Source organism: Halomonas sp. Ps84H-12, from assembly GCF_024124725.1.
GTDB classification, from domain to species: domain Bacteria; phylum Pseudomonadota; class Gammaproteobacteria; order Pseudomonadales; family Halomonadaceae; genus Vreelandella; species Vreelandella aquamarina.
This window is the reverse complement of the sequence record NZ_JAMXSJ010000046.1, coordinates 1-17,925: the sequence shown is the minus strand read 5'-3', so window position 1 is coordinate 17,925 and position 17,925 is coordinate 1. Positions and strand designations below refer to the sequence as shown.

Sequence of the window (17,925 nt, the reverse complement as noted above, 5' to 3'; positions counted from 1 at the left end):
AACCCAATGCACCTTCCTACTCGGCCCTGGCCGAGGAAAATGCGTTGCAGCGCGAGCAGTTGGAGGCCCAGGCGGAATCCATTCGGCAGTTGAAACACCAGTTAGACTGGTTCAAGAAGCAGCTGTTCGGCCCCAAATCCGAGAAACAGGTTTACGATATTCCGGAACAGGACAACCTGTTCCAACCGGATGACGCACCGCTACCGGAACAGCCTGCCGAGGAAGAAAAGCGCACCATCAAGGCCTACCAGCGCGGCACCGGCAAAAAGCAGCGCGATGACGACTGCCTGAACGACACCGGCCTGCGCTTTACGGCGGATGTACCGGTGGAAGTGATCGAGCACCTGCCGCCAGAGCTGACCGGGCCGGAGGCCGATCAGTACGAAGTGATTGGCAGCAAGACTACCTTCCGGCTGGCCCAGCGGGCCTCCAGTTATGTGGTGCTCAAGTGCGAACGCCCGGTGTTCCGGCGCAAGGGCACCGAGAAGCCCATCACCACACCGGCCCCGTTCAACGTGCTGGACAACAGCCTGGCCGACGTCAGCCTGCTGGCCGGGCTGCTGGTGGACAAGTTCCAGTTCCACTTGCCGCTGTATCGTCAACACCAGCGCATCCAGCAGGCCGGTATCACCGTCAGTCGCAGCACCCTGACCAACCTGGTCAAGCGGGCCATCGATCTGCTGCGCCCCGTAGTGGATGCCCAGACCGACAACGTGTTGCGCAGCCGGGTGCTGGCGATGGATGAAACGCCCATCAAGGCCGGCCACCAGGGGCGCGCAGGCCCGCAAAAAGGCAAGATGAAATCCGGCTGGTTCTGGCCGCTGTACGGCGATGCCGACGAGGTGGTGTTCACCTACTCGAACAGCCGTGGGCGTGCCCATATCGAAGAAGTACTCAGCGAATCGTTCAGCGGCACCCTGATCAGTGACGGCTACGCGGCCTATGCCCGCTACGCTGCCGCTCAGGAGAGCGTCACCCATGCCCAATGTTGGGTGCATGGTCGTCGTTATTTTATCGAAGCACAGAAAGATCACCCGGAGACCGTCACCGACGCGCTGCAACAGATCGCCAAGGTGTACCGGAATGAAGAGATCATCAAAACCCAGGGGCTAACTGGCGAGAAGAAACGCCAGTACCGGTTGGATCACTCGAAGCCGGTGGTCAGCGACTTCTTCCAGTGGTGCCGGGATCAGTTGGCACAAGGCGGCCTCGTGCCCAGCGACCCGCTGACCAAGGCCCTGAACTACGTGCTCAGCCGGGAAGCCAGCCTGACCGTATTCCTGGAAAACCCGGACGTGCAGCCAGACACCAACCACCTGGAGCGGGCGCTACGCCCCATTCCAATGGGCAAGAAAAAATGGATGTTCTGCTGGACCGAGCTGGGCGCCGAACACCTGGGCATCATCCAGAGCCTGATCAGCACCTGCAAGCTGCACGATATTACCCCGTACACATATCTGGTGGACGTGCTGCAACGCATCAGCCAGCACCCGGCCCTTGAAGTCAGCGACCTGACGCCCCGACTCTGGAAAACCCGGTTCGCCGAGAACCCGTTACGGGCGCTGATCGACCCATGTCATCCTGATCGCCAGAACCCACAGCCGGAGGCCACCGTTCATGCGCATTGATGACATGAGCATCGACCAGTTGCTGGAACTGAATCAGTATATCTGCCGACGCATTGATGAGCTCCGGGATCAGGCAAATCTCCAGGCGCTGAGTCAGTTGCGGGTTGGCCTGAAGGTGACCTTCGAGGGCCGGGAAGGCCCGGTATTGGGGATCGTCACCAAGATCAACCGCAAGAGTGTGATCGTGCTGGGCGAGGATGGCAGGAAGCAATACAAGGTCTCGCCGGAGTTATTAAGGCCCCTCCGTGACGTGAAGTAGGTCAACTACGTCTTGGAATGAACGCTTACGTTTTAACGGCTCTTGGACGCGGACCTGCAAGCTGGTCGCAGCCCCATCCCAGCAAAAACAATACGGTGGCAGATGCTAGCACATAGGGAAACAGTTCTCCCCAAGTTAGCGACTCCAGGTTGCCCAACACCACTGCGACACCGATACCCAACGGTGAGACCAGCGGCGCCAGGGTGAAGCCTCGCAAGGTTGCTAACAACATGCGACGACGACGCACTTCCTGCACCCACACTCTCCCCTGAGCAGCGCCGAGGGTATTGGCCTTGTCAATCATCGACATGAACAGATTCAATACACCAAAATTCAGCACGATGCCAAACAATGTGGAACCCAACGAGAGCATCGGATAACGCCAGGTCGGTGGCTGCATCAACAGACTCTGACCACAGCGATGAATTAGCTTTGAGCGATAGGCAGGGAGGCGCAATAAGGCCAGTACGGTCATAAACGCCGCGAGGAAAACGAATCCAGCTGCCGCCTCATGCAGCACTACCCAAGGAGCAGGGAGCCACCAAATGGCGAAAAGAGACATTAGGATGCAGGCAATAACCAAGAGGCGCGCCATCGAACTGAATCGAGGCCATCCCAACAAAAGAAACAACACCAACAGCAACTGAGCCAAGCTTGCGATAATTAATGCGCCACTCAACATGTGCGCAATTGCCAGCACCACAATACCTGCAAGCAGGTGACTAGTCCATTTGGTTGTAACCAGATCTCTTCCAAAAAATTTCACCGGCAATCAGCCTCCCTGGCAACAGGAGAGCCGGCCTCAAATGGTGGCCGGCTCGATTCCCTTACGCACCGGTCGATCCCACCGACCGGTGCAATATCACGGGCACTATGCCCTTGGCATCATGTACTGGACTCATCTACGCTTCGTTTCGGTTCTTTGCGTGCCGTAATGAGGCGATAGATGGCCAGCGAAATGGAGCCGACCGTTAGAGCAATAAAGAACCAAGTGATCGGACCGCGCACAAAGATCGACAGGTCGTTGGAGCCAATCAGCAGTGAGCGACGCAGGTTATCTTCGAACATCGGACCCAGGATAAAACCAATCAAGAAGGGAGCTGCTGGTATCCCGGTACGATTGAACACATAGCCGAGCAGTCCAAAGGCCAACATCAACCACACATCGAAGGTATCATTATTGACCGCATATGCCCCATACACACAGAACATCAGCACGATCGGAAAAAGAATCGCCTTGGGAATATCAGCAATCAGCGAAAAATAGCGAATTGCTGCGTTACCAACGAACAGCAAGATCACTGAACTCAGCATGATCCCCAGGAACAGCGCATAGATCAGAGGGAGATTTTCCTGGAACAGGATCGGTCCCGGCGTCAAGCCATGGACCATGAAGGCACCCAGGATAATGGCCGTAATGACGTCACCGGGAATACCCAGCGACAGCAGCGGAATCATGGTGGCACCAGCCACGCCGTTGTTCCCCGCCTCTGAGGCGGCAACACCTTCCACCTCTCCCTTCCCAAACTTATCGCGATTGGGGGAACGCCGCTTGGCATCACTGTAAGAGATGAACGCTGCCGCGGTAGCGCCTGTCCCAGGAATAGCGCCAATCACCACGCCAATCAGGCTACCACGAACAATGCTCTTGATGCTTCGCTTAAACTCAGCCATTGTCACGCCGACGCCGCTCGCCTTCGCGCGCAGGTGCGGGACCACTTTCTTTCGGTAGAATTCGATAATCTCAGGAATCGCAAAAAGCCCAATCAACAGCGGAATGAACGAGATACTGTCCATCAGGTTATAATTATTAAAGGTCAGCCGCTGAGAGCCAAACACTGAATCCAACCCTACCAATGAGAGCAGGATGCCCAGCAGGGCCGCAATCAGCCCCTTGATCATGGAGCCACTGGCCAGCGATATAATGATGGTCAGTGAGAAGCAAATCAGCCAGAAAAACTCTGGGGCACCAAAGTTGAGCGCTATCTTGGCCAGATAGGCGGCAAAGAAGATGAGCGCAATATTAGAGATAAAGTCTGCAATGACAGAGGAGTAGAGCGCCATCTTTAGCGCTTTTTTCGCATTCCCCTGCTGGGCAAGCGGATAGCCATCCAGCAACGTACAGGCCGATGCCGGCGATCCCGGCGTACGGATCAGAATCGCGGTAATCGAACCGCCATACATGCCCCCCTTATAGATCCCCACAAGCAACAGGATGGCGGCCACCGGCTCCATGGAGAATGTAAAGGGTAGCGCCAGGGCCACCGCCATGGTGGCGGTAAGACCAGGGATCGAGCCGACGGTGACACCAACCACCACCCCTACCGCTATCGCGATAAAGTTCTCTGTCGCAAGGAATAACTGTAGTACTTCAGTAATATTATCCATATCTCACCAGATCTTGAGGATGGCCATCGGATCAGAACGGCAGCATCGGAAGCGGAACGTTCATGACCTCGGTAAACAGCAGCGATACGCCTACCGGGAAGGCAACGGCCAGACTGTAGACCCGCAAGGTGCGCACAGGATGGGCGACAAACAGGATCAGAGTGGCGAGAATTCCGCTAATGATGGCGCCCAGCATCTCGAACAGGCCAACATATACCACTAGTGCCAACACCATCAGCGCAAAACGTAACCATGGACCACGCTCGAAGCGACGCCCGCTCTCCTCACCATCGTCAGCGACCAGCACCCCTTGGATAATCATGAGGGCTGAAAATACCACGAGTAGCCACCCGACGATGGTCGGCAGCCAGCGCGGCGACATCATCGGATTCTGCAGAATGGGCGGTTCTCCAATGTGATTGGGAATCAAATACAGTAAAAGCAGCAGCGAAAAGCACAGCAGCAGCACTCCAGCGACCACATCCAAGGAATCTTTGACCAGCATGCGGTGGGAAGGGTGAGACTTCGTCATCGGGAAAAACCCTTTCACGTGTAAAAACTCCGCATGGAAACCACTGAGGCGAGGGCAACGTGCCCTCGCCTCACCATGCCGTGACAGAAAAGTGACTTACTCCTGGCGAATACCGGCCTCCGCCGCCACTCCATCCCAGCGGGTCACTTCATCGGCGACAAAGGCCTTGAAATCGTCGCCAGCAACAGTTCCCTTCTCCCCTCCCAGCTGCTCTACGAAGCTGGTGAACTCCTCACGCTCCATTACTTTTTGGAGAGCTTCCTGCATCGTGGCGAAAGCCTCGTCAGGGAAGGAGCTGTGAGCGATCAGACCAAACCAAGCAGTGGTGACAAACTGATCAAGATTATACTCGCCGATCTCTTTCAAAGTCGGCACATCGGGGAGATACTCCGAACGCTCTTCGGAGGTCACAGCCAGTGCCCTGAGGTCACCTGACTGGATGTGAGAGAATACCGTGGGCATGTTCTCGAAGGAGACGTCAACGTCCCCACCGAGGAGAGCCGGCAACGCCGCGCCACTGCCAGCAAATGGCACGTTTGTCATATTCGAGCCTGTCAGCGTCTTGAACAGCTCACCAGACATATGCACAGAACTACCTACACCGGGACTGCTGAATGACATGTTCTGGTCTTGAGCGGCCTCGATGAACTCCACCACGCTCTCGTACGGGCTGTTGGCCGGAACCACCATGACATTTGGGATATCCAGCATGTTCTGGATAAACACAAAGTCCTCAACCGGGTCGTAGGCCAGGTTGGGATAGATGGCAGCACCAATGGTGTGGCCGGGTGAAGCCATCAGGATAGTATGAGCAGCATCGCGACCACCGCGGGCAAGCCGGCCGGTGGCCACCGTGGAGCCAGCACCTGGGCGATTTTCTACTACCACATTCGCACCAATCTCATCCTTCAGCAGGTCCGCCACTCGTCGCGACAGAACGTCGGTAGTGCCGCCGGGCCCATAGGGCACCACCAAGCGGACGTCACCAGTAGGCCATTCCGATGCTTGAGCGCTGGAGACGGCCAGCGTCAGCGCCACTGCGCCGCCACAGGTTGCCACGCAGAGTGCGTTGAGCAGCTTATTCATATTTTGCTCCTTCATAATTGAAATGAACGCTATGCGGACTTTTGATTCGCATTTAGTCCGTAGACTACTTTGCTATGCCGAAGGCCAGGTATGCGACTTTAGCCGCAACCCCCGACCCACCCCTTCCCTGACTTAAGGTTTTTTGCTTTGACATTCATGGGGTTACGGCTCGCTCCACCTTCGTGATCAAGCTCATCAGACCCATTCGCTTGTAGTGGCCAACAACACATGACCCCAGCAGAATGCTAGGACGGGTCCTCAAACCCTCTCGATCAAGGTCGCAATGCCCTGACCCACGCCCACACACATGGTGCACAGGGCGTATCGCTTGCCGCTCTTCTGCAGCTCGTGGGCCGCGGTCAGCAGCAGGCGGGCGCCGGACATGCCCAGCGGGTGGCCCAGCGCGATGGCGCCGCCGTTGGGGTTGACCCGCGGGTCGTCGTCGGCAATCCCCAGTTCGCGCAGGCAGGCGAGCGCTTGGGCGGCGAAGGCCTCGTTGAGCTCGATCACGTCGATCTCGTCCAGCGACACGCCGGTGCGCGCGAGCAGCTTCTGCACCGCGGGCATCGGGCCGATGCCCATGATGCGCGGCTCGACGCCGGCGGTGGCCATGCCGAGGATCTTCGCCATGGGGGTGAGGCCGTGCTGCTCCACCGCAGCGGCACTGGCCACCAGCATGGCGGCGGCGCCGTCGTTGACCCCGGAGGCGTTGCCGGCGGTGACGCTGCCACCTTCCCGGAACGGCGTCGGTAGCCCGGCGAGCTTCTCGAGCGTCGTCGCACGCAGGTGCTCGTCCTGGTCGAAGCGCAGCGGTTCCTGCTTGCGGCGCGGAATCTCGATGGCAGTGATCTCCAGCGCGAAGCGGCCGGCGGCCTGGGCGGCAGCGGCCTTCTGCTGGGAGCGCAGGGCGAAGGCGTCCTGGTCCTCGCGGGAGATCTTGAACTGTTCGGCCACGTTCTCGGCGGTCTCCGGCATCGAGTCGACGCCGTAGGCTTTCTGCATCAGCGGGTTGATGAAACGCCAGCCGATGGTGGTGTCCTCGATCTGCTGGCCCCGGGAGAAGGCGCTGTCGGCCTTGCCCATCACGTAGGGGGCCCGGGACATCGACTCCACGCCACCGGCCAGCGCCAGGTCCATCTCGCCGGCCTTGATGGCGCGAAAGGCGGTGCCCACCGCGTCCATGCCGGAGCCGCACAGGCGGTTCAGGGTGGTGCCGGGGATGGATACCGGCATGCCCGCCAGCAGCAGCGACATGCGCGCCACGCTGCGGTTGTCCTCGCCGGCCTGGTTGGCGCAGCCCATGAAGACCTCTTCGATGGCGGCAGGGTCGAGATTCGGCGTCTCGGCCAGCACCGCCTTGAAGATGGTGGCCGCCAGGTCGTCGGGGCGCACGCTGGAAAGGGTGCCGCCGAAGCGGCCCACGGCGCTGCGCCGCGGATGGCAGAGGAATACGTCGCTCATAACATGCTCCATATTAGAAACTTAGGTTCACATATTGGGATAGTTGGGCCCGCCGCCGCCCTCGGGCGCCACCCAGGTGATGTTCTGGGCCGGGTCCTTGATGTCGCAGGTCTTGCAGTGCACGCAGTTCTGGAAGTTGATCTGGAACTGCGGCTTGACGTCGTCCCCCTCGATCACTTCGTAGACCCCGGCCGGGCAGTAGCGCTGGGCGGGCTCGGCATACTCGGGCAGGTTGTCGCGGATCGGAAGCTCCGGGTCCGCCAGGCGCAGGTGGCAGGGCTGGTCCTCCTCGTGGTTGGTGCTCGACAGGAACACCGAGGAGAGCTTGTCGAAGGAGAGCTTGCCGTCGGGCTTGGGGTAGTCGATCTTCTCGATTGCGGCGGCGGGCTTGAGCGCCGCGTGATCCGGCGTGGTGTCGTGGACGTTGGGCAGCTTGCCGCCGAGCAGCTGGTTGAGGAAGTTGTAGGCGCCGCCGCCCACGGTGCCGTACTTGTGGATCGCCGGGCCGAAGCTGGCACTCCCCTTTAGCTCGGCGTAGGCCCAGCTGGACTCCCACATGACATTGAAGGTCGTTAGCTCGTGCCCTCCTTCATCACCTGCACTGATGGCCTCGAAGACCGCCTCGGCGGCCACCAGGCCGGACTTCATGGCGGTGTGCAGCCCCTTGATCTTGGCGAAGTTCAAGGTGCCGGCGTCGCAGCCGATCAAGAGGCCACCCGGGAAGGACATCTTGGGCAGACAGTTGAGGCCGCCCTTGGTGATGGCGCGGGCGCCATAGGCGATGCGCTTGCCGTCCGCGAGGTGTTTGGCCAGCACCGGGTGGTGCTTCATGCGCTGGAACTCGTCGAAGGGCGACAGCCAGGGGTTGCGGTAGGAGAGGTCCATGATCAGGCCCACCACCACCTGCTGGTTCTCGGCGTGGTAGAGGAACCAGCCGCCGTGGGTGGACTTGTCGAGCGGCCAGCCGGAGCCGTGGAGGACCAGGCCGGGCTCGTGCTGCTCGGCGGGGATGTCCCACAGCTCCTTCAGGCCGATGCCGTAGTGCTGGGGGTCGCGGCCGGCGTCGAGGTCATATTCCCGGATCAGCCGCTTACCGATATGGCCGCGGGCGCCCTCGGCGAACAGGGTGTACTTGGCGCGCAGCTCCATGCCTGGCATGTAGCTGTCCTTGGGCTCGCCGTCGGCGCCCACGCCCATGTCGCCGATCAGGATGCCCTTGACCACCCCCTCCTCGACGATCGCCTCCTGGGCGGCGAAGCCGGGGAAGATCTCCACGCCCAGGCCCTCGGCCTGCTCGGCCAGCCAGCGGCACAGGTTGCCGGCGCTGATCACATAGCGGGTGAGGTCTCCGCCGGTGTTATGCATGGACTTCGGCACCAGGGCGTTGGGCAGCTTCTGGGCCTTCTCGGCATCCTTGAGCAGGTAGAGCTCGTCGCGGATCGCTGGGGTGGTCAGCGGCGCGCCGCGCTCCTCCCAGTCGGGGAAGAGCTCGGCCAGGGCGCGGGGCTCGAAGACGGCGCCGGAGAGGATATGGGCGCCCACCTCGGAGCCCTTCTCTACCACGCAGACGCTGAGCTCCTGCTCGGCGGCATTGGCCTGCTGCATCAGCCGGCACGCCGCGGCCAGCCCCGAAGGCCCGGCGCCGACGATGACCACATCGAAGTCCATCGAATCGCGTTCGGTTACCGATGTCATGAAAAGTCCCACTGTCGAAGAATAAAGCCGACGGGTCAGAGTTCGACTCCTTCCCGCCGGCAAGCCGAGAGAGCTTTTGGCCTCGGCGTCATGATGATCAGGGGTTGCGGGAGGGTTAGAGACGCCCCTCAAGCTCCGGCAGCGCCTGGAAGAGGTCGGCGACCAAGCCATAGTCGGCCACCTGGAAGATCGGCGCCTCCTCGTCCTTGTTGATGGCGACGATCACCTTGGAGTCCTTCATGCCGGCCAGGTGCTGGATGGCACCCGAGATACCCACGGCGATGTAGAGCTCAGGCGCGACGATCTTGCCGGTCTGGCCCACCTGCATGTCGTTGGGCACGAAGCCGGCGTCCACCGCGGCGCGCGAGGCACCGATGGCCGCGCCCAGCTTGTCGGCGATGCCGTCGAGCAGCTTGAAGTTCTCGCCGTTGCCCATGCCGCGGCCACCGGAGATCACCACCCGGGCGGCACCCAGCTCGGGGCGGTCGGACTTGGCCAGCTCTTCCTTGAGGAAGGTGGACTGGGCGTTGTCGGCCACGACGTCCACCGCCTCGACGGCGGCACTGCCACTCTCGGTCCCTCTATCAGGGCAGGCATCGAAGCCGGTGGTGCGCACGGTGATCACCTTGAGGGCGTCCTCGCTCTGCACGGTGGCGATGGCGTTGCCGGCGTAGATCGGGCGCTTGAAGGTGTCCGGGGACTCCACCGCGATGATCTCGGAGATCTGGGCGACGTCCTTCAGGGCGGCGACGCGGGGCAGCACGTTCTTGCCGGTGGTGGAGGCGGCCGCCAGCAGGTGGGTGTAATCGCCGGCCAGCTCGTTGAGCAGCGCCGCGGTGGGCTCGGCCAGCAGGTGGGCGTAGGCGGCGTGGTCGGCCACGCGCACGCGGGAGACGCCGTCCAGCCTGGCGGCGGCCTCGGCGATGGCGGCGACGCCTTCGCCGGCCACCAGCACATCGATATCGCCACCGCTCTCTTTGACAATCTGCTTGGCAGCGGAAACCACATGGGCGGTGGCGCAGGCCAGGGCGCCGTCGTGATGTTCAGCGAGTACCAGAATGCTCATGAGATCAGCTCCTATCAAAGCACTTTGGCTTCGTTCTTGAGTTTGTCGACCAGCTCATCCACGGAGCCCACCTTGACGCCGCCCTGGCGCTCGGCCGGCGGCTCGACCTTGAGCAGCTTGACCTTGGAGGCCACCTCGACACCGAGATCCGCCGGGGTCTTGACGTCCAGGGGCTTCTTCTTGGCCTTCATGATGTCCGGCAGCTTGGCATAGCGCGGCTCGTTCAGGCGCAGGTCGGTGGTGATGATGGCGGGCAGGCTCAGCTCGACGGTCTGCAGGCCGCCGTCGACCTCGCGGGTCACCTGGAACTTCTCCCCCTCGACCTTCACCTCGGAGGCGAAGGTGCCCTGGGGCAGGCCGGTGAGGGCCGCCAGCATCTGGCCGGTCTGGTTGTTGTCGGTGTCGATGGCCTGCTTGCCGAGGATCACCAGGCCCGGCTGCTCCTCCTCGGCCACCTTGGCCAGCGCCTTGGCGGCGCCCAGCGACTCGACCCGCTCGTAGGTCTCGACGTGAATGGCGCGGTCGGCGCCCAGCGCGAGCGCGGTGCGCAGCTGCTCCTGGGCGGCCTTGGGGCCGACGGTGACGGCGACCACCTCGGTGGCGACGCCCTTTTCCTTCAGGCGCACCGCCTCTTCCACGGCGATCTCGCAGAAGGGGTTCATGGCCATCTTGACGTTGGTGAGGTCGACGTCGGAGAGGTCGGGCTTGACCCGAATCTTCACGTTGTAATCGATGACACGTTTGACAGCGACGAGGACTTTCATCAGCACTCCTCAGTAATGCTCAAGACTCTTGGAAAAATTAACCCACCACACCGTCGCCTTTGAGTTGCGACAACTGCTCTGGGGAGAGATTTAGGTATTCGGCCAACACATCGTCAGTATCCTGCCCAAGAAGTGGCGCAGGCCTCTTGTACTCCACCGGAGTATCAGACATATGAATCGGGCTACCGACCATCTTGAAATCAGGATTCATGGAATGGGGTATGTTAACCAACATACCACGTGCATCCACCTGAGGTTCGGCAAGCGCATCGGCAATATCATTAATGACTCCAACCGGCACCTTGGCTTTGCTAATTTTTTCTACCCACACTTCAGCGGCATCACGTTTAAAATGATCCGAAAGAATCTGGGTGATGGCATCCCGATTTCTGATGCGATTTTCGTTTTTCGAGAACCGAGGGTCAGTGGACAGCTCCGGCAATCCAATGGCGTCACATAAAGACGAAAACTGTGAATCATTGCCACAGGCGATGATAAAGTCCTTGTCGCTCGCATGAAAGGAGTTATAAGGAACAATATTGGCATGCGCATTACCATACCGCCCAGGCGAAACACCGGTGCTGAGATAGCTCTGACTCTGGTTCCCCAGTGCGGCCAACTGCACATCCAGCAACGCCATATCGCAATACTGGCCACGGCCAGTCTTCTCGCGTGCCAGCAGCGCGGCCTGAATGGCAATGACCGAGTACAGCCCCGTCATCACGTCGGTGACCGCCACGCCCACCTTCTGCGGGCCACCACCAGGGACGCCATCACGCTCCCCGGTGATGCTCATCAACCCTCCCATGCCCTGGATGATGAAATCATAGCCGGGCTCCTGCGCGCGAGGCCCCGTCTGGCCGAACCCTGTAATGGAGCAATACACCAGCCTGGGGTTGAGCTTGGAAATTGATTCATAATCAAGCCCATACTTCTTCAATGATCCTGCCTTGAAGTTTTCGATGAGTACATCGCTCTCTGCGGCCAACGCACGGATAACTTCTTGGCCTTTCTTGGTGGCAATATCAATAGCCACAGAGCGCTTGTTTCGGTTAGTGGACTGGTAGTATGAGGCTTCCTGCGTCTCGTTCCCTTGAGCATCCTTCATATAGGGAGGGCCCCAAGCTCGAGTATCATCCCCTCTGCCAACACGTTCTACCTTGACGACATCCGCACCAAGATCAGCCAGCACCTGGCTGCACCAGGGGCCAGCCAGCACACGACTCAAGTCTAGTACCCTAATTCCCGTTAGTGCACCCATAGCACTCTCTCCACTTCCACCAACATGATGTGTCTCCAATGTCATCGGCCACTTGGCGCTACGTGCAACAGTGAAACCCCAAGGGTGGCGCGACGGCGCAACCAAAGGCTTGGCCGATAACGTGGATCACCCGTTAAGGCGTAGATACGTTCCAATATACAAAGCACGCGCTTCGAGCCCAGCGCATCCCCCCATGCCAACGGGCCATGGGGGTAGTTGAGTCCCAGCCTGACGGCATTATCGATATCGACAGGAGTAGCGATTTCACGCTGAGCAATTTCGCAGGCCAAATTGACCACTGACGCCAGCACACGCTGCGAGACAAATCCAGCACTGTCACGAATGATCGTCACTCCGCTACCATCCGATGCCAGCAGCGCATGAGCCGCGTCACGCATCTCCGGTCGAGTGACTGGCGTCATCATCAGGGTGCGATGACGCTCAAGCCCAAGAAGGACATCGAGGCAGAGTGTGCGTTCGGGGTCGACGCCGAAGTGCTGACTCGCACTCACGGCATCATCACCCAAGGGGAGCAACAAGCAGAGCGCCTGTTCAGAGGGTGAGTCTGTGGGCTCCACTCGCCCGCCGAGTGACTCCAGCAGCGTCGCGACGTCTGCACGCAGGTCGGCATCCTCACACCCCACCCAGACCGGCGGTAGCTCGCTGACACACGGTACCGGCTGTGGCGTCAATGCCTCAATTTTCCTGCCTGCCTCATAACGATAGAAGCCAACCCCTGTCTTGCGTCCCAGTCGCTTACCCTTAAGCATCTGCCGAGAGATAGAGGAAGGTCGATAACGCGGATCGTGATAGAACTGTTCGAAGATCGACTCCATCGCAGGATGCGAGACATCCAAGCCGGTCAGATCAAAAAGCTCGAGCGGGCCCATCCGGAACCCGGCCTCCTCGCGAAGAATCCGATCGATATCCTCCGGTGGCGCTACCCGCTCCTCAAGAATCTTCAACCCTTCGGTGCTGTAAGCGCGTCCTGCATGGTTGACGATGAAACCAGGGGTATCCTGGGCACGCACGCCAGTGTGCCCGAGCCGGTCTGCCAAATTCAGCAGGGTGTCGATAACGGTCTCGTCGGTATCGATCCCCCCGATCACCTCGATGACCTTCATCAGCGGCACGGGGTTGAAGAAGTGGAAGCCGGCAAGCCGGTCGGGGCAGGCCAGATCCGCGCCAATAGCCGTGACCGAAAGCGACGAGGTATTGGTCACCAGAATGCAATCGCGGGCCACGATTGCCTCCAGCTCGGAGAACAGGGCCTGCTTGATGCCAAGGTCCTCGACGATTGCCTCGATGACCAGGTCGCAATCCGCCAGGGCCGTCATCGACTCGACGACGGAAAGATGGGCCAAGGCCTCCTCGGCAGACTCACGAGAGAGCTTGCCCTTGCTCACCAGTTTGTCGAATGTCGCCTGCAGGCCATCACGTGCGGCGCTGGCAGCCCCGTCACGCTTGTCGAACAGCGCGACCTCGAGACCGGCCTGAGCTGCTATCTGAGCGATCCCTGCGCCCATCACACCAGTGCCGACGATCCCCAGCCGATTCACTTGTCCTGCCATCATGACTCCCCCCGATAGGTCGGTTTGCGCTTCTCGATGAAGGCGGCAGCCCCTTCCTTCTGATCCTTGGTGTCGAACAGCATCTGGAAGGCCTTCCGCTCGAGGACTAGCGCACTCTCAAGCGGCAGGTCGGCACCGGCGAGTACGGTCTCCTTGATCTGCTCCACGGCCAAGGCCGGCAGATGGGCAATTTCCTGAGCCAATGCCTTGGCACGCTCGAGCGTCTGCTCATCGGGGACGACCTCGCTGACTAGCCCCATACGCAGTGCATCAGGCGCCGGTACCATGCAGCCGGTCATCAGCATGCGCATCGCCTGGAACTTACCCACCGCGCGTACCAGGCGTTGGGTCCCTCCAGCGCCGGGCATCAGGCCAAGTTTGACTTCAGGTTGCCCGAACCGGGCGGACTCGCCGGCCACGATGATGTCGCAGTGCATGGCAAGCTCACAGCCGCCGCCCAGAGCGAAGCCATTGACCGCAGCAATGACCGGCTTGGGGCAGTGCGCAATGGGCTCCCAGAACCGCTCGTTGTGGCGCAAATGCATCTCGGTGGGCGACGCCGTGGCAAACTCCTTGACGTCAGCACCGGCCACAAACACCTGCTCCCCTCCCGTCAGCACGATAGCCCGCACGTCATCACGCCGGGCCAGGGACGAGAACAGTTCGGCGAGCTGACGCCTAACGGCGCCGTTGAGGGCATTCTTGGCGGATGGTCGATCGATGCGAACCACCGCCACCCCTTCGTCGAGCGAGGCGAGATATACCTCGGCGGGCTGCTGCTTGTCGTTCATGCACCACCTCACAGTAAAATGATCGTTATGCGGACATTTATTTTGCTATACTCGATAACCTACACAGGTTGGCAGAAAGCTGTCAACGACATCGCTGCGCGCGCTTTACGCCGCCTTGTGGTTTTGGGGAGGGCTTGAGAAACAGCGAGGATGTCGACCCGATGGACATGACAGCCCTTATAGATGTCCGCCAAGCGGTCTTTTAGATTGCAGAGTTGACATCACAGAGACAGTGCGCGCAAACTTTCATGACTGCTATCCGCCACGGGAGCGAGGATTCAGTGAAGAAAAAAGACAGCCAGAGCGACTTCCAGATCGTGCTAGACCCTACCCATGCGATGGAAGAGCAGGAGAAGGATCGACAGTTCGTGACATCGCTGGCACGGGGGTTGGAGCTGCTACGCTGCTTCACCCCACGGGATAGCATGCTCAGCAACCTCGATCTGGCTAGAAAGACAGGGCTGCCACGCCCCACAGTGAGCCGGCTGACCCACACCCTCGCCAGGCTCGGCTATCTTCGTCCGCTGCCGCGCGGGAAGTATCAACTGGACGTAGGCGTGATGTCCTTCGGCTACTCCATGATCTCCAATCTCCCGATTCGCTCGGTTGCCCAGCCCTTGATGGTGAACCTCGCCGATGAAGTCGGCGCCACCGTGGCGATGTCGGCACGTGACCGTTTAGACATGGTCTACCTGGACGTTGTCCAGAGCGCCCTACGCTCCACCATTCGCCGCCAGATCGGAACACGCCTCCCGATTCACCAAAGCTCGGCCGGTCGCGCCTGCCTGGCCGCTATGCCTCAAGAAGAAGCCGAGGTGATCATGGAGCATATACAGCAGAGCCATCCCGACGAATGGCCAGACATTCGCAGAGCACTGGATGGCGCCTTCAAAGAGTACGCAGAATATGGCTACTGCCTGTCGATGGGCGATTGGCAGAAAAAAGTCAATGCGGTTGCGGTTCCCTTGAACCACCCGCAGCTAGGGGTGCTCGCGTTCAACTGCGGAGGCCCCGAATTCCAGGTTTCTCGCGAGAAACTTGAAGAATTTATTGGACCCCGGCTGGTACAGATGGTGAATGATATCAATACCCAAATCTCGTAAACAGCGAGATAAAAACTGACCAGCAACCACTATATCAGCGAGATGAGATCATGATTCGCGACCAGGAAACAATGCAGATTCTTCTTGACTCTATTCGTAGCTTTGTCAACGAAGAGCTTATTCCACGAGAGGAAGAAGTCGCCGAAACTGACCAAATTCCTGACGACATCGTAGCGCAAATGCGCGATATGGGAATGTTTGGGCTTACTATTCCCGAGGAGTTTGGTGGCCTCGGAGTCACAATGGAGGAAGAAGTCAACATTGCCTTCGAGCTTGGCAGAACCTCCCCTGCTTTCCGCTCCTTCATCGGGACCAACAACGGTATCGGTTCAATTGGCATTCTTCTCGACGGCACAGACGAGCAGAAATCCCGCTACCTGCCACGCCTGGCCAGCGGTGAGATTCTCAGCTCTTTCTGCCTGACTGAACCGGATTCGGGGTCCGATGCGGCATCATTAAGGACGACTGCTGTAAAGGATGGGAATGAATACATTATCAATGGCACAAAGCGCTACATCACCAACGCGCCGCATGCCGGCATCTTCACCGTCATGGCGCGCACCAACCCGGACATCAAAGGTGCCAAAGGTATCAGCGCCTTCATCGTAGATGCCAACACATCGGGCATCACGATTGGGAAGTGCGATAAGAAGATGGGCCAGAAGGGGGCTCACACTGCAGATGTCATCTTTGACAATGTCCGGGTTCCGGAAAGCGCTCTGATTGGCGAGCAGGAAGGTGTCGGCTTCAAGACTGCAATGAAAGTGCTAGATAAGGGGCGCCTGCATATTGCCGCCATCGCGGTGGGCGCAGCCGAGCGTGTTCTGGAGGACTCCCTTCGCTTCGCTATGGAACGCAAGCAATTCGGCAAGCCCATCGCTGAATTCCAGCTGATCCAGGGAATGCTGGCAGACTCCAAGGCTGAGATCTATGCCGCCAAGTGCATGGTGCTGGATGCCGCACGCAAGCGGGATGAAGGCCAGAACGTCAGCACCGAGGCCTCCTGTGCCAAAATGTTCGCCACTGAAATGTGCAGCCGCGTAGCAGATCGTGGGGTACAGATTCATGGCGGAGCCGGCTATATCAGCGAATACGCCGTTGAGCGATTCTATCGCGATGTACGCCTTTTCCGACTCTATGAAGGCACCACCCAAATCCAACAGGTGATCATCTCTCGCAACATGATTCGAGAAGCCCAGAGTTAAGCCACCTCCGCATTAAGCCCCCTTGCCTAACATCGCCCCAATCTCAGGCAAGGGGGTGTTTCTCTCGCATCAGCAATTAATAACAATTATTCCTGACAGCCTTAATTCTCTTTCATCATTGACAGGAGGCGTACAAGCAACTCTCTCTCCTGACGATCGTAGTTCTCCCCACTTCCTGCAGGCCACTCATAGAAGCCGTTACCACTCTTACGACCGAGATATCCCTTCTCCACCAACGCCTCAAGCAGAGGGGATGGCGTGGTGCGATTATCCAAGCTCTCATATAGGTAGCTCGATATATTAAGATGGGTGTCCAGCCCATTTAGATCCCGCTGGCGTAGCGGCCCGTTGATAGCAAGACGAATACCAATTGAGTAGCGCACGATATCGTCTAATGTCTCGGCGTCTACAATGCCTTGTTCCAAAATCGAGAGACATTCACGCATTAATGCATGCTGAATACGGTTCGCCACGAAACCCGGCACACTTTGCTTCAGCACGGCAGGACGCTTTCCGAGCTCGCGGAGCAAATCAACTGCGTGATCGACGAAGGTATCCAAAGTAAATCGCCCAGGGATCACCTCGACAGTTGGTATGAGATCTGCAGGATTAAAGAAATGAGCTCCCACGAACCGTTCCGGGCGAGCCAGCACATCAGAAAGTTCATCAATAGAAAGTCCTGAAGTATTGGTCAGGATCAGTGTCGCGTCACCAACGTGAGCCTCCACATCCTTCAGCACTCGCTGCTTGAGCGTAAGGTCTTCAGTGACGCTCTCAAGAACGACATCACACTCCCCCACCTGCAACCAATCGCTGACAAAGTGAGCCTGTACCTTGCTAGCAGAATCAGATTCCAGGGCCTGACGACAACGCTCCAACACATTGGGGTTGATATCCAGCACCGTCACCGTCATGCCGTTACCAAGCATTAGCTTGGCAAGGTTCATCCCCATGGTGCCTGCCCCGACCACCAGCCCATTTTTAAAAGGGGTATACGGATTTAATGGTTGATGGGGCACCTTCACCCCATCAATCTGATACCACCCTCAGATGGTTGATAGATCGACTCCGTAGTTGAGTTCCTCTGCGAAGTCCGGCAGTCCGTAACCGATGGT

16 protein-coding genes are annotated in these 17,925 nt (G+C 59.2%); 4 read left to right on the top strand and 12 right to left on the bottom strand.

What is annotated here, in order from left to right:
• Positions 1–26: 26 nt before the first annotated feature.
• Entirely contained in the window at positions 27–1,628 is a 1,602-nt protein-coding gene (locus tag NH344_RS16485; protein WP_253028160.1) for an IS66 family transposase, read from the top strand.
• Positions 1,618–1,887: a hypothetical protein gene (locus tag NH344_RS16480; RefSeq protein ID WP_228169026.1), complete on the top strand. Its 270-nt coding sequence runs from the start codon at positions 1,618–1,620 to the stop codon at positions 1,885–1,887. Before NH344_RS16485 ends, NH344_RS16480 begins: the two co-directional genes overlap by 11 nt.
• Before the next feature lie 25 nt (positions 1,888–1,912).
• Here NH344_RS16480 and NH344_RS16475 read toward each other — a convergent pair whose 3' ends face one another.
• The 11 genes from NH344_RS16475 to NH344_RS16425 form a co-directional block, all read right to left on the bottom strand.
• A complete protein-coding gene (locus NH344_RS16475) occupies positions 1,913–2,659 on the bottom strand; it encodes a hypothetical protein (protein ID WP_228169027.1) in 747 nt (248 codons plus the stop codon).
• 113 nt (positions 2,660–2,772) lie between these two features.
• Complete coding sequence (locus NH344_RS16470; RefSeq protein ID WP_228169028.1) at positions 2,773–4,275, bottom strand: tripartite tricarboxylate transporter permease; 1,503 nt, start codon at positions 4,273–4,275, stop codon at positions 2,773–2,775.
• 31 nt (positions 4,276–4,306) lie between these two features.
• Complete coding sequence (locus NH344_RS16465) at positions 4,307–4,807, bottom strand: tripartite tricarboxylate transporter TctB family protein (protein WP_228169029.1); 501 nt, start codon at positions 4,805–4,807, stop codon at positions 4,307–4,309.
• 96 nt (positions 4,808–4,903) lie between these two features.
• A complete protein-coding gene (locus NH344_RS16460) occupies positions 4,904–5,893 on the bottom strand; it encodes a tripartite tricarboxylate transporter substrate binding protein (protein WP_228169030.1) in 990 nt (329 codons plus the stop codon).
• A gap of 258 nt (positions 5,894–6,151) precedes the next feature.
• Positions 6,152–7,354 (bottom strand): 3-oxoadipyl-CoA thiolase, encoded by a 1,203-nt coding sequence (gene pcaF / locus NH344_RS16455; protein WP_228169031.1) that lies wholly within the window; start codon positions 7,352–7,354, stop codon positions 6,152–6,154.
• 27 nt (positions 7,355–7,381) lie between these two features.
• A complete protein-coding gene (locus tag NH344_RS16450) occupies positions 7,382–9,049 on the bottom strand; it encodes an electron transfer flavoprotein-ubiquinone oxidoreductase (protein ID WP_228169032.1) in 1,668 nt (555 codons plus the stop codon).
• Positions 9,050–9,164: 115 nt separating this feature from the next.
• Positions 9,165–10,115, bottom strand: a complete 951-nt coding sequence (locus tag NH344_RS16445; protein ID WP_228169033.1) for an FAD-binding protein — start codon at positions 10,113–10,115, stop codon at positions 9,165–9,167.
• A 14-nt stretch (positions 10,116–10,129) separates the two neighbouring features.
• On the bottom strand, positions 10,130–10,879 hold the full coding sequence (locus tag NH344_RS16440) for an electron transfer flavoprotein subunit beta/FixA family protein (RefSeq protein ID WP_228169034.1): 750 nt from the start codon (positions 10,877–10,879) through the stop codon (positions 10,130–10,132).
• Between the two features lie 37 nt (positions 10,880–10,916).
• Entirely contained in the window at positions 10,917–12,140 is a 1,224-nt protein-coding gene (locus NH344_RS16435) for a CaiB/BaiF CoA-transferase family protein (protein ID WP_228169035.1), read from the bottom strand.
• A 41-nt stretch (positions 12,141–12,181) separates the two neighbouring features.
• Positions 12,182–13,711, bottom strand: coding sequence for a 3-hydroxyacyl-CoA dehydrogenase (locus NH344_RS16430; protein WP_228169036.1), 1,530 nt, complete (start codon positions 13,709–13,711; stop codon positions 12,182–12,184).
• Complete coding sequence (locus NH344_RS16425; protein WP_228169037.1) at positions 13,711–14,502, bottom strand: enoyl-CoA hydratase; 792 nt, start codon at positions 14,500–14,502, stop codon at positions 13,711–13,713. The genes NH344_RS16430 and NH344_RS16425 overlap by 1 nt, the downstream gene beginning before the upstream one ends.
• Positions 14,503–14,783: 281 nt before the next feature.
• On the opposite strand from NH344_RS16425, the gene NH344_RS16420 reads away from it, so the two are divergent.
• Positions 14,784–15,605, top strand: coding sequence for an IclR family transcriptional regulator (locus NH344_RS16420; RefSeq protein ID WP_228169038.1), 822 nt, complete (start codon positions 14,784–14,786; stop codon positions 15,603–15,605).
• Positions 15,606–15,655: 50 nt separating this feature from the next.
• On the top strand, positions 15,656–16,810 hold the full coding sequence (locus NH344_RS16415; RefSeq protein WP_228169039.1) for an acyl-CoA dehydrogenase family protein: 1,155 nt from the start codon (positions 15,656–15,658) through the stop codon (positions 16,808–16,810).
• 101 nt (positions 16,811–16,911) lie between these two features.
• On the opposite strand, the gene NH344_RS16410 is transcribed toward NH344_RS16415, so the two are convergent.
• The gene (locus NH344_RS16410) at positions 16,912–17,829 is read right to left on the bottom strand and encodes a 3-hydroxyacyl-CoA dehydrogenase NAD-binding domain-containing protein (protein WP_228169040.1); all 918 of its coding nucleotides are present in this window, start codon (positions 17,827–17,829) and stop codon (positions 16,912–16,914) included.
• Between the last annotated feature and the right edge of the window lie 96 nt (positions 17,830–17,925).

Excerpts from the sequence above, each read along its gene's own strand:
- NH344_RS16480 (WP_228169026.1), top strand. The coding sequence starts at position 1,618 with ATGCGCATTGATGACATGAGCATCGACCAGTTGCTGGAACTGAATCAG.
- NH344_RS16470 (WP_228169028.1), bottom strand. The coding sequence starts at position 4,275 with ATGGATAATATTACTGAAGTACTACAGTTATTCCTTGCGACAGAGAAC.
- NH344_RS16465 (WP_228169029.1), bottom strand. The coding sequence starts at position 4,807 with ATGACGAAGTCTCACCCTTCCCACCGCATGCTGGTCAAAGATTCCTTG.
- NH344_RS16460 (WP_228169030.1), bottom strand. The coding sequence starts at position 5,893 with ATGAATAAGCTGCTCAACGCACTCTGCGTGGCAACCTGTGGCGGCGCA.
- pcaF (WP_228169031.1), bottom strand. The coding sequence starts at position 7,354 with ATGAGCGACGTATTCCTCTGCCATCCGCGGCGCAGCGCCGTGGGCCGC.
- NH344_RS16450 (WP_228169032.1), bottom strand. The coding sequence starts at position 9,049 with ATGACATCGGTAACCGAACGCGATTCGATGGACTTCGATGTGGTCATC.
- NH344_RS16445 (WP_228169033.1), bottom strand. The coding sequence starts at position 10,115 with ATGAGCATTCTGGTACTCGCTGAACATCACGACGGCGCCCTGGCCTGC.
- NH344_RS16440 (WP_228169034.1), bottom strand. The coding sequence starts at position 10,879 with ATGAAAGTCCTCGTCGCTGTCAAACGTGTCATCGATTACAACGTGAAG.
- NH344_RS16435 (WP_228169035.1), bottom strand. The coding sequence starts at position 12,140 with ATGGGTGCACTAACGGGAATTAGGGTACTAGACTTGAGTCGTGTGCTG.
- NH344_RS16430 (WP_228169036.1), bottom strand. The coding sequence starts at position 13,711 with ATGGCAGGACAAGTGAATCGGCTGGGGATCGTCGGCACTGGTGTGATG.
- NH344_RS16425 (WP_228169037.1), bottom strand. The coding sequence starts at position 14,502 with ATGAACGACAAGCAGCAGCCCGCCGAGGTATATCTCGCCTCGCTCGAC.
- NH344_RS16415 (WP_228169039.1), top strand. The coding sequence starts at position 15,656 with ATGATTCGCGACCAGGAAACAATGCAGATTCTTCTTGACTCTATTCGT.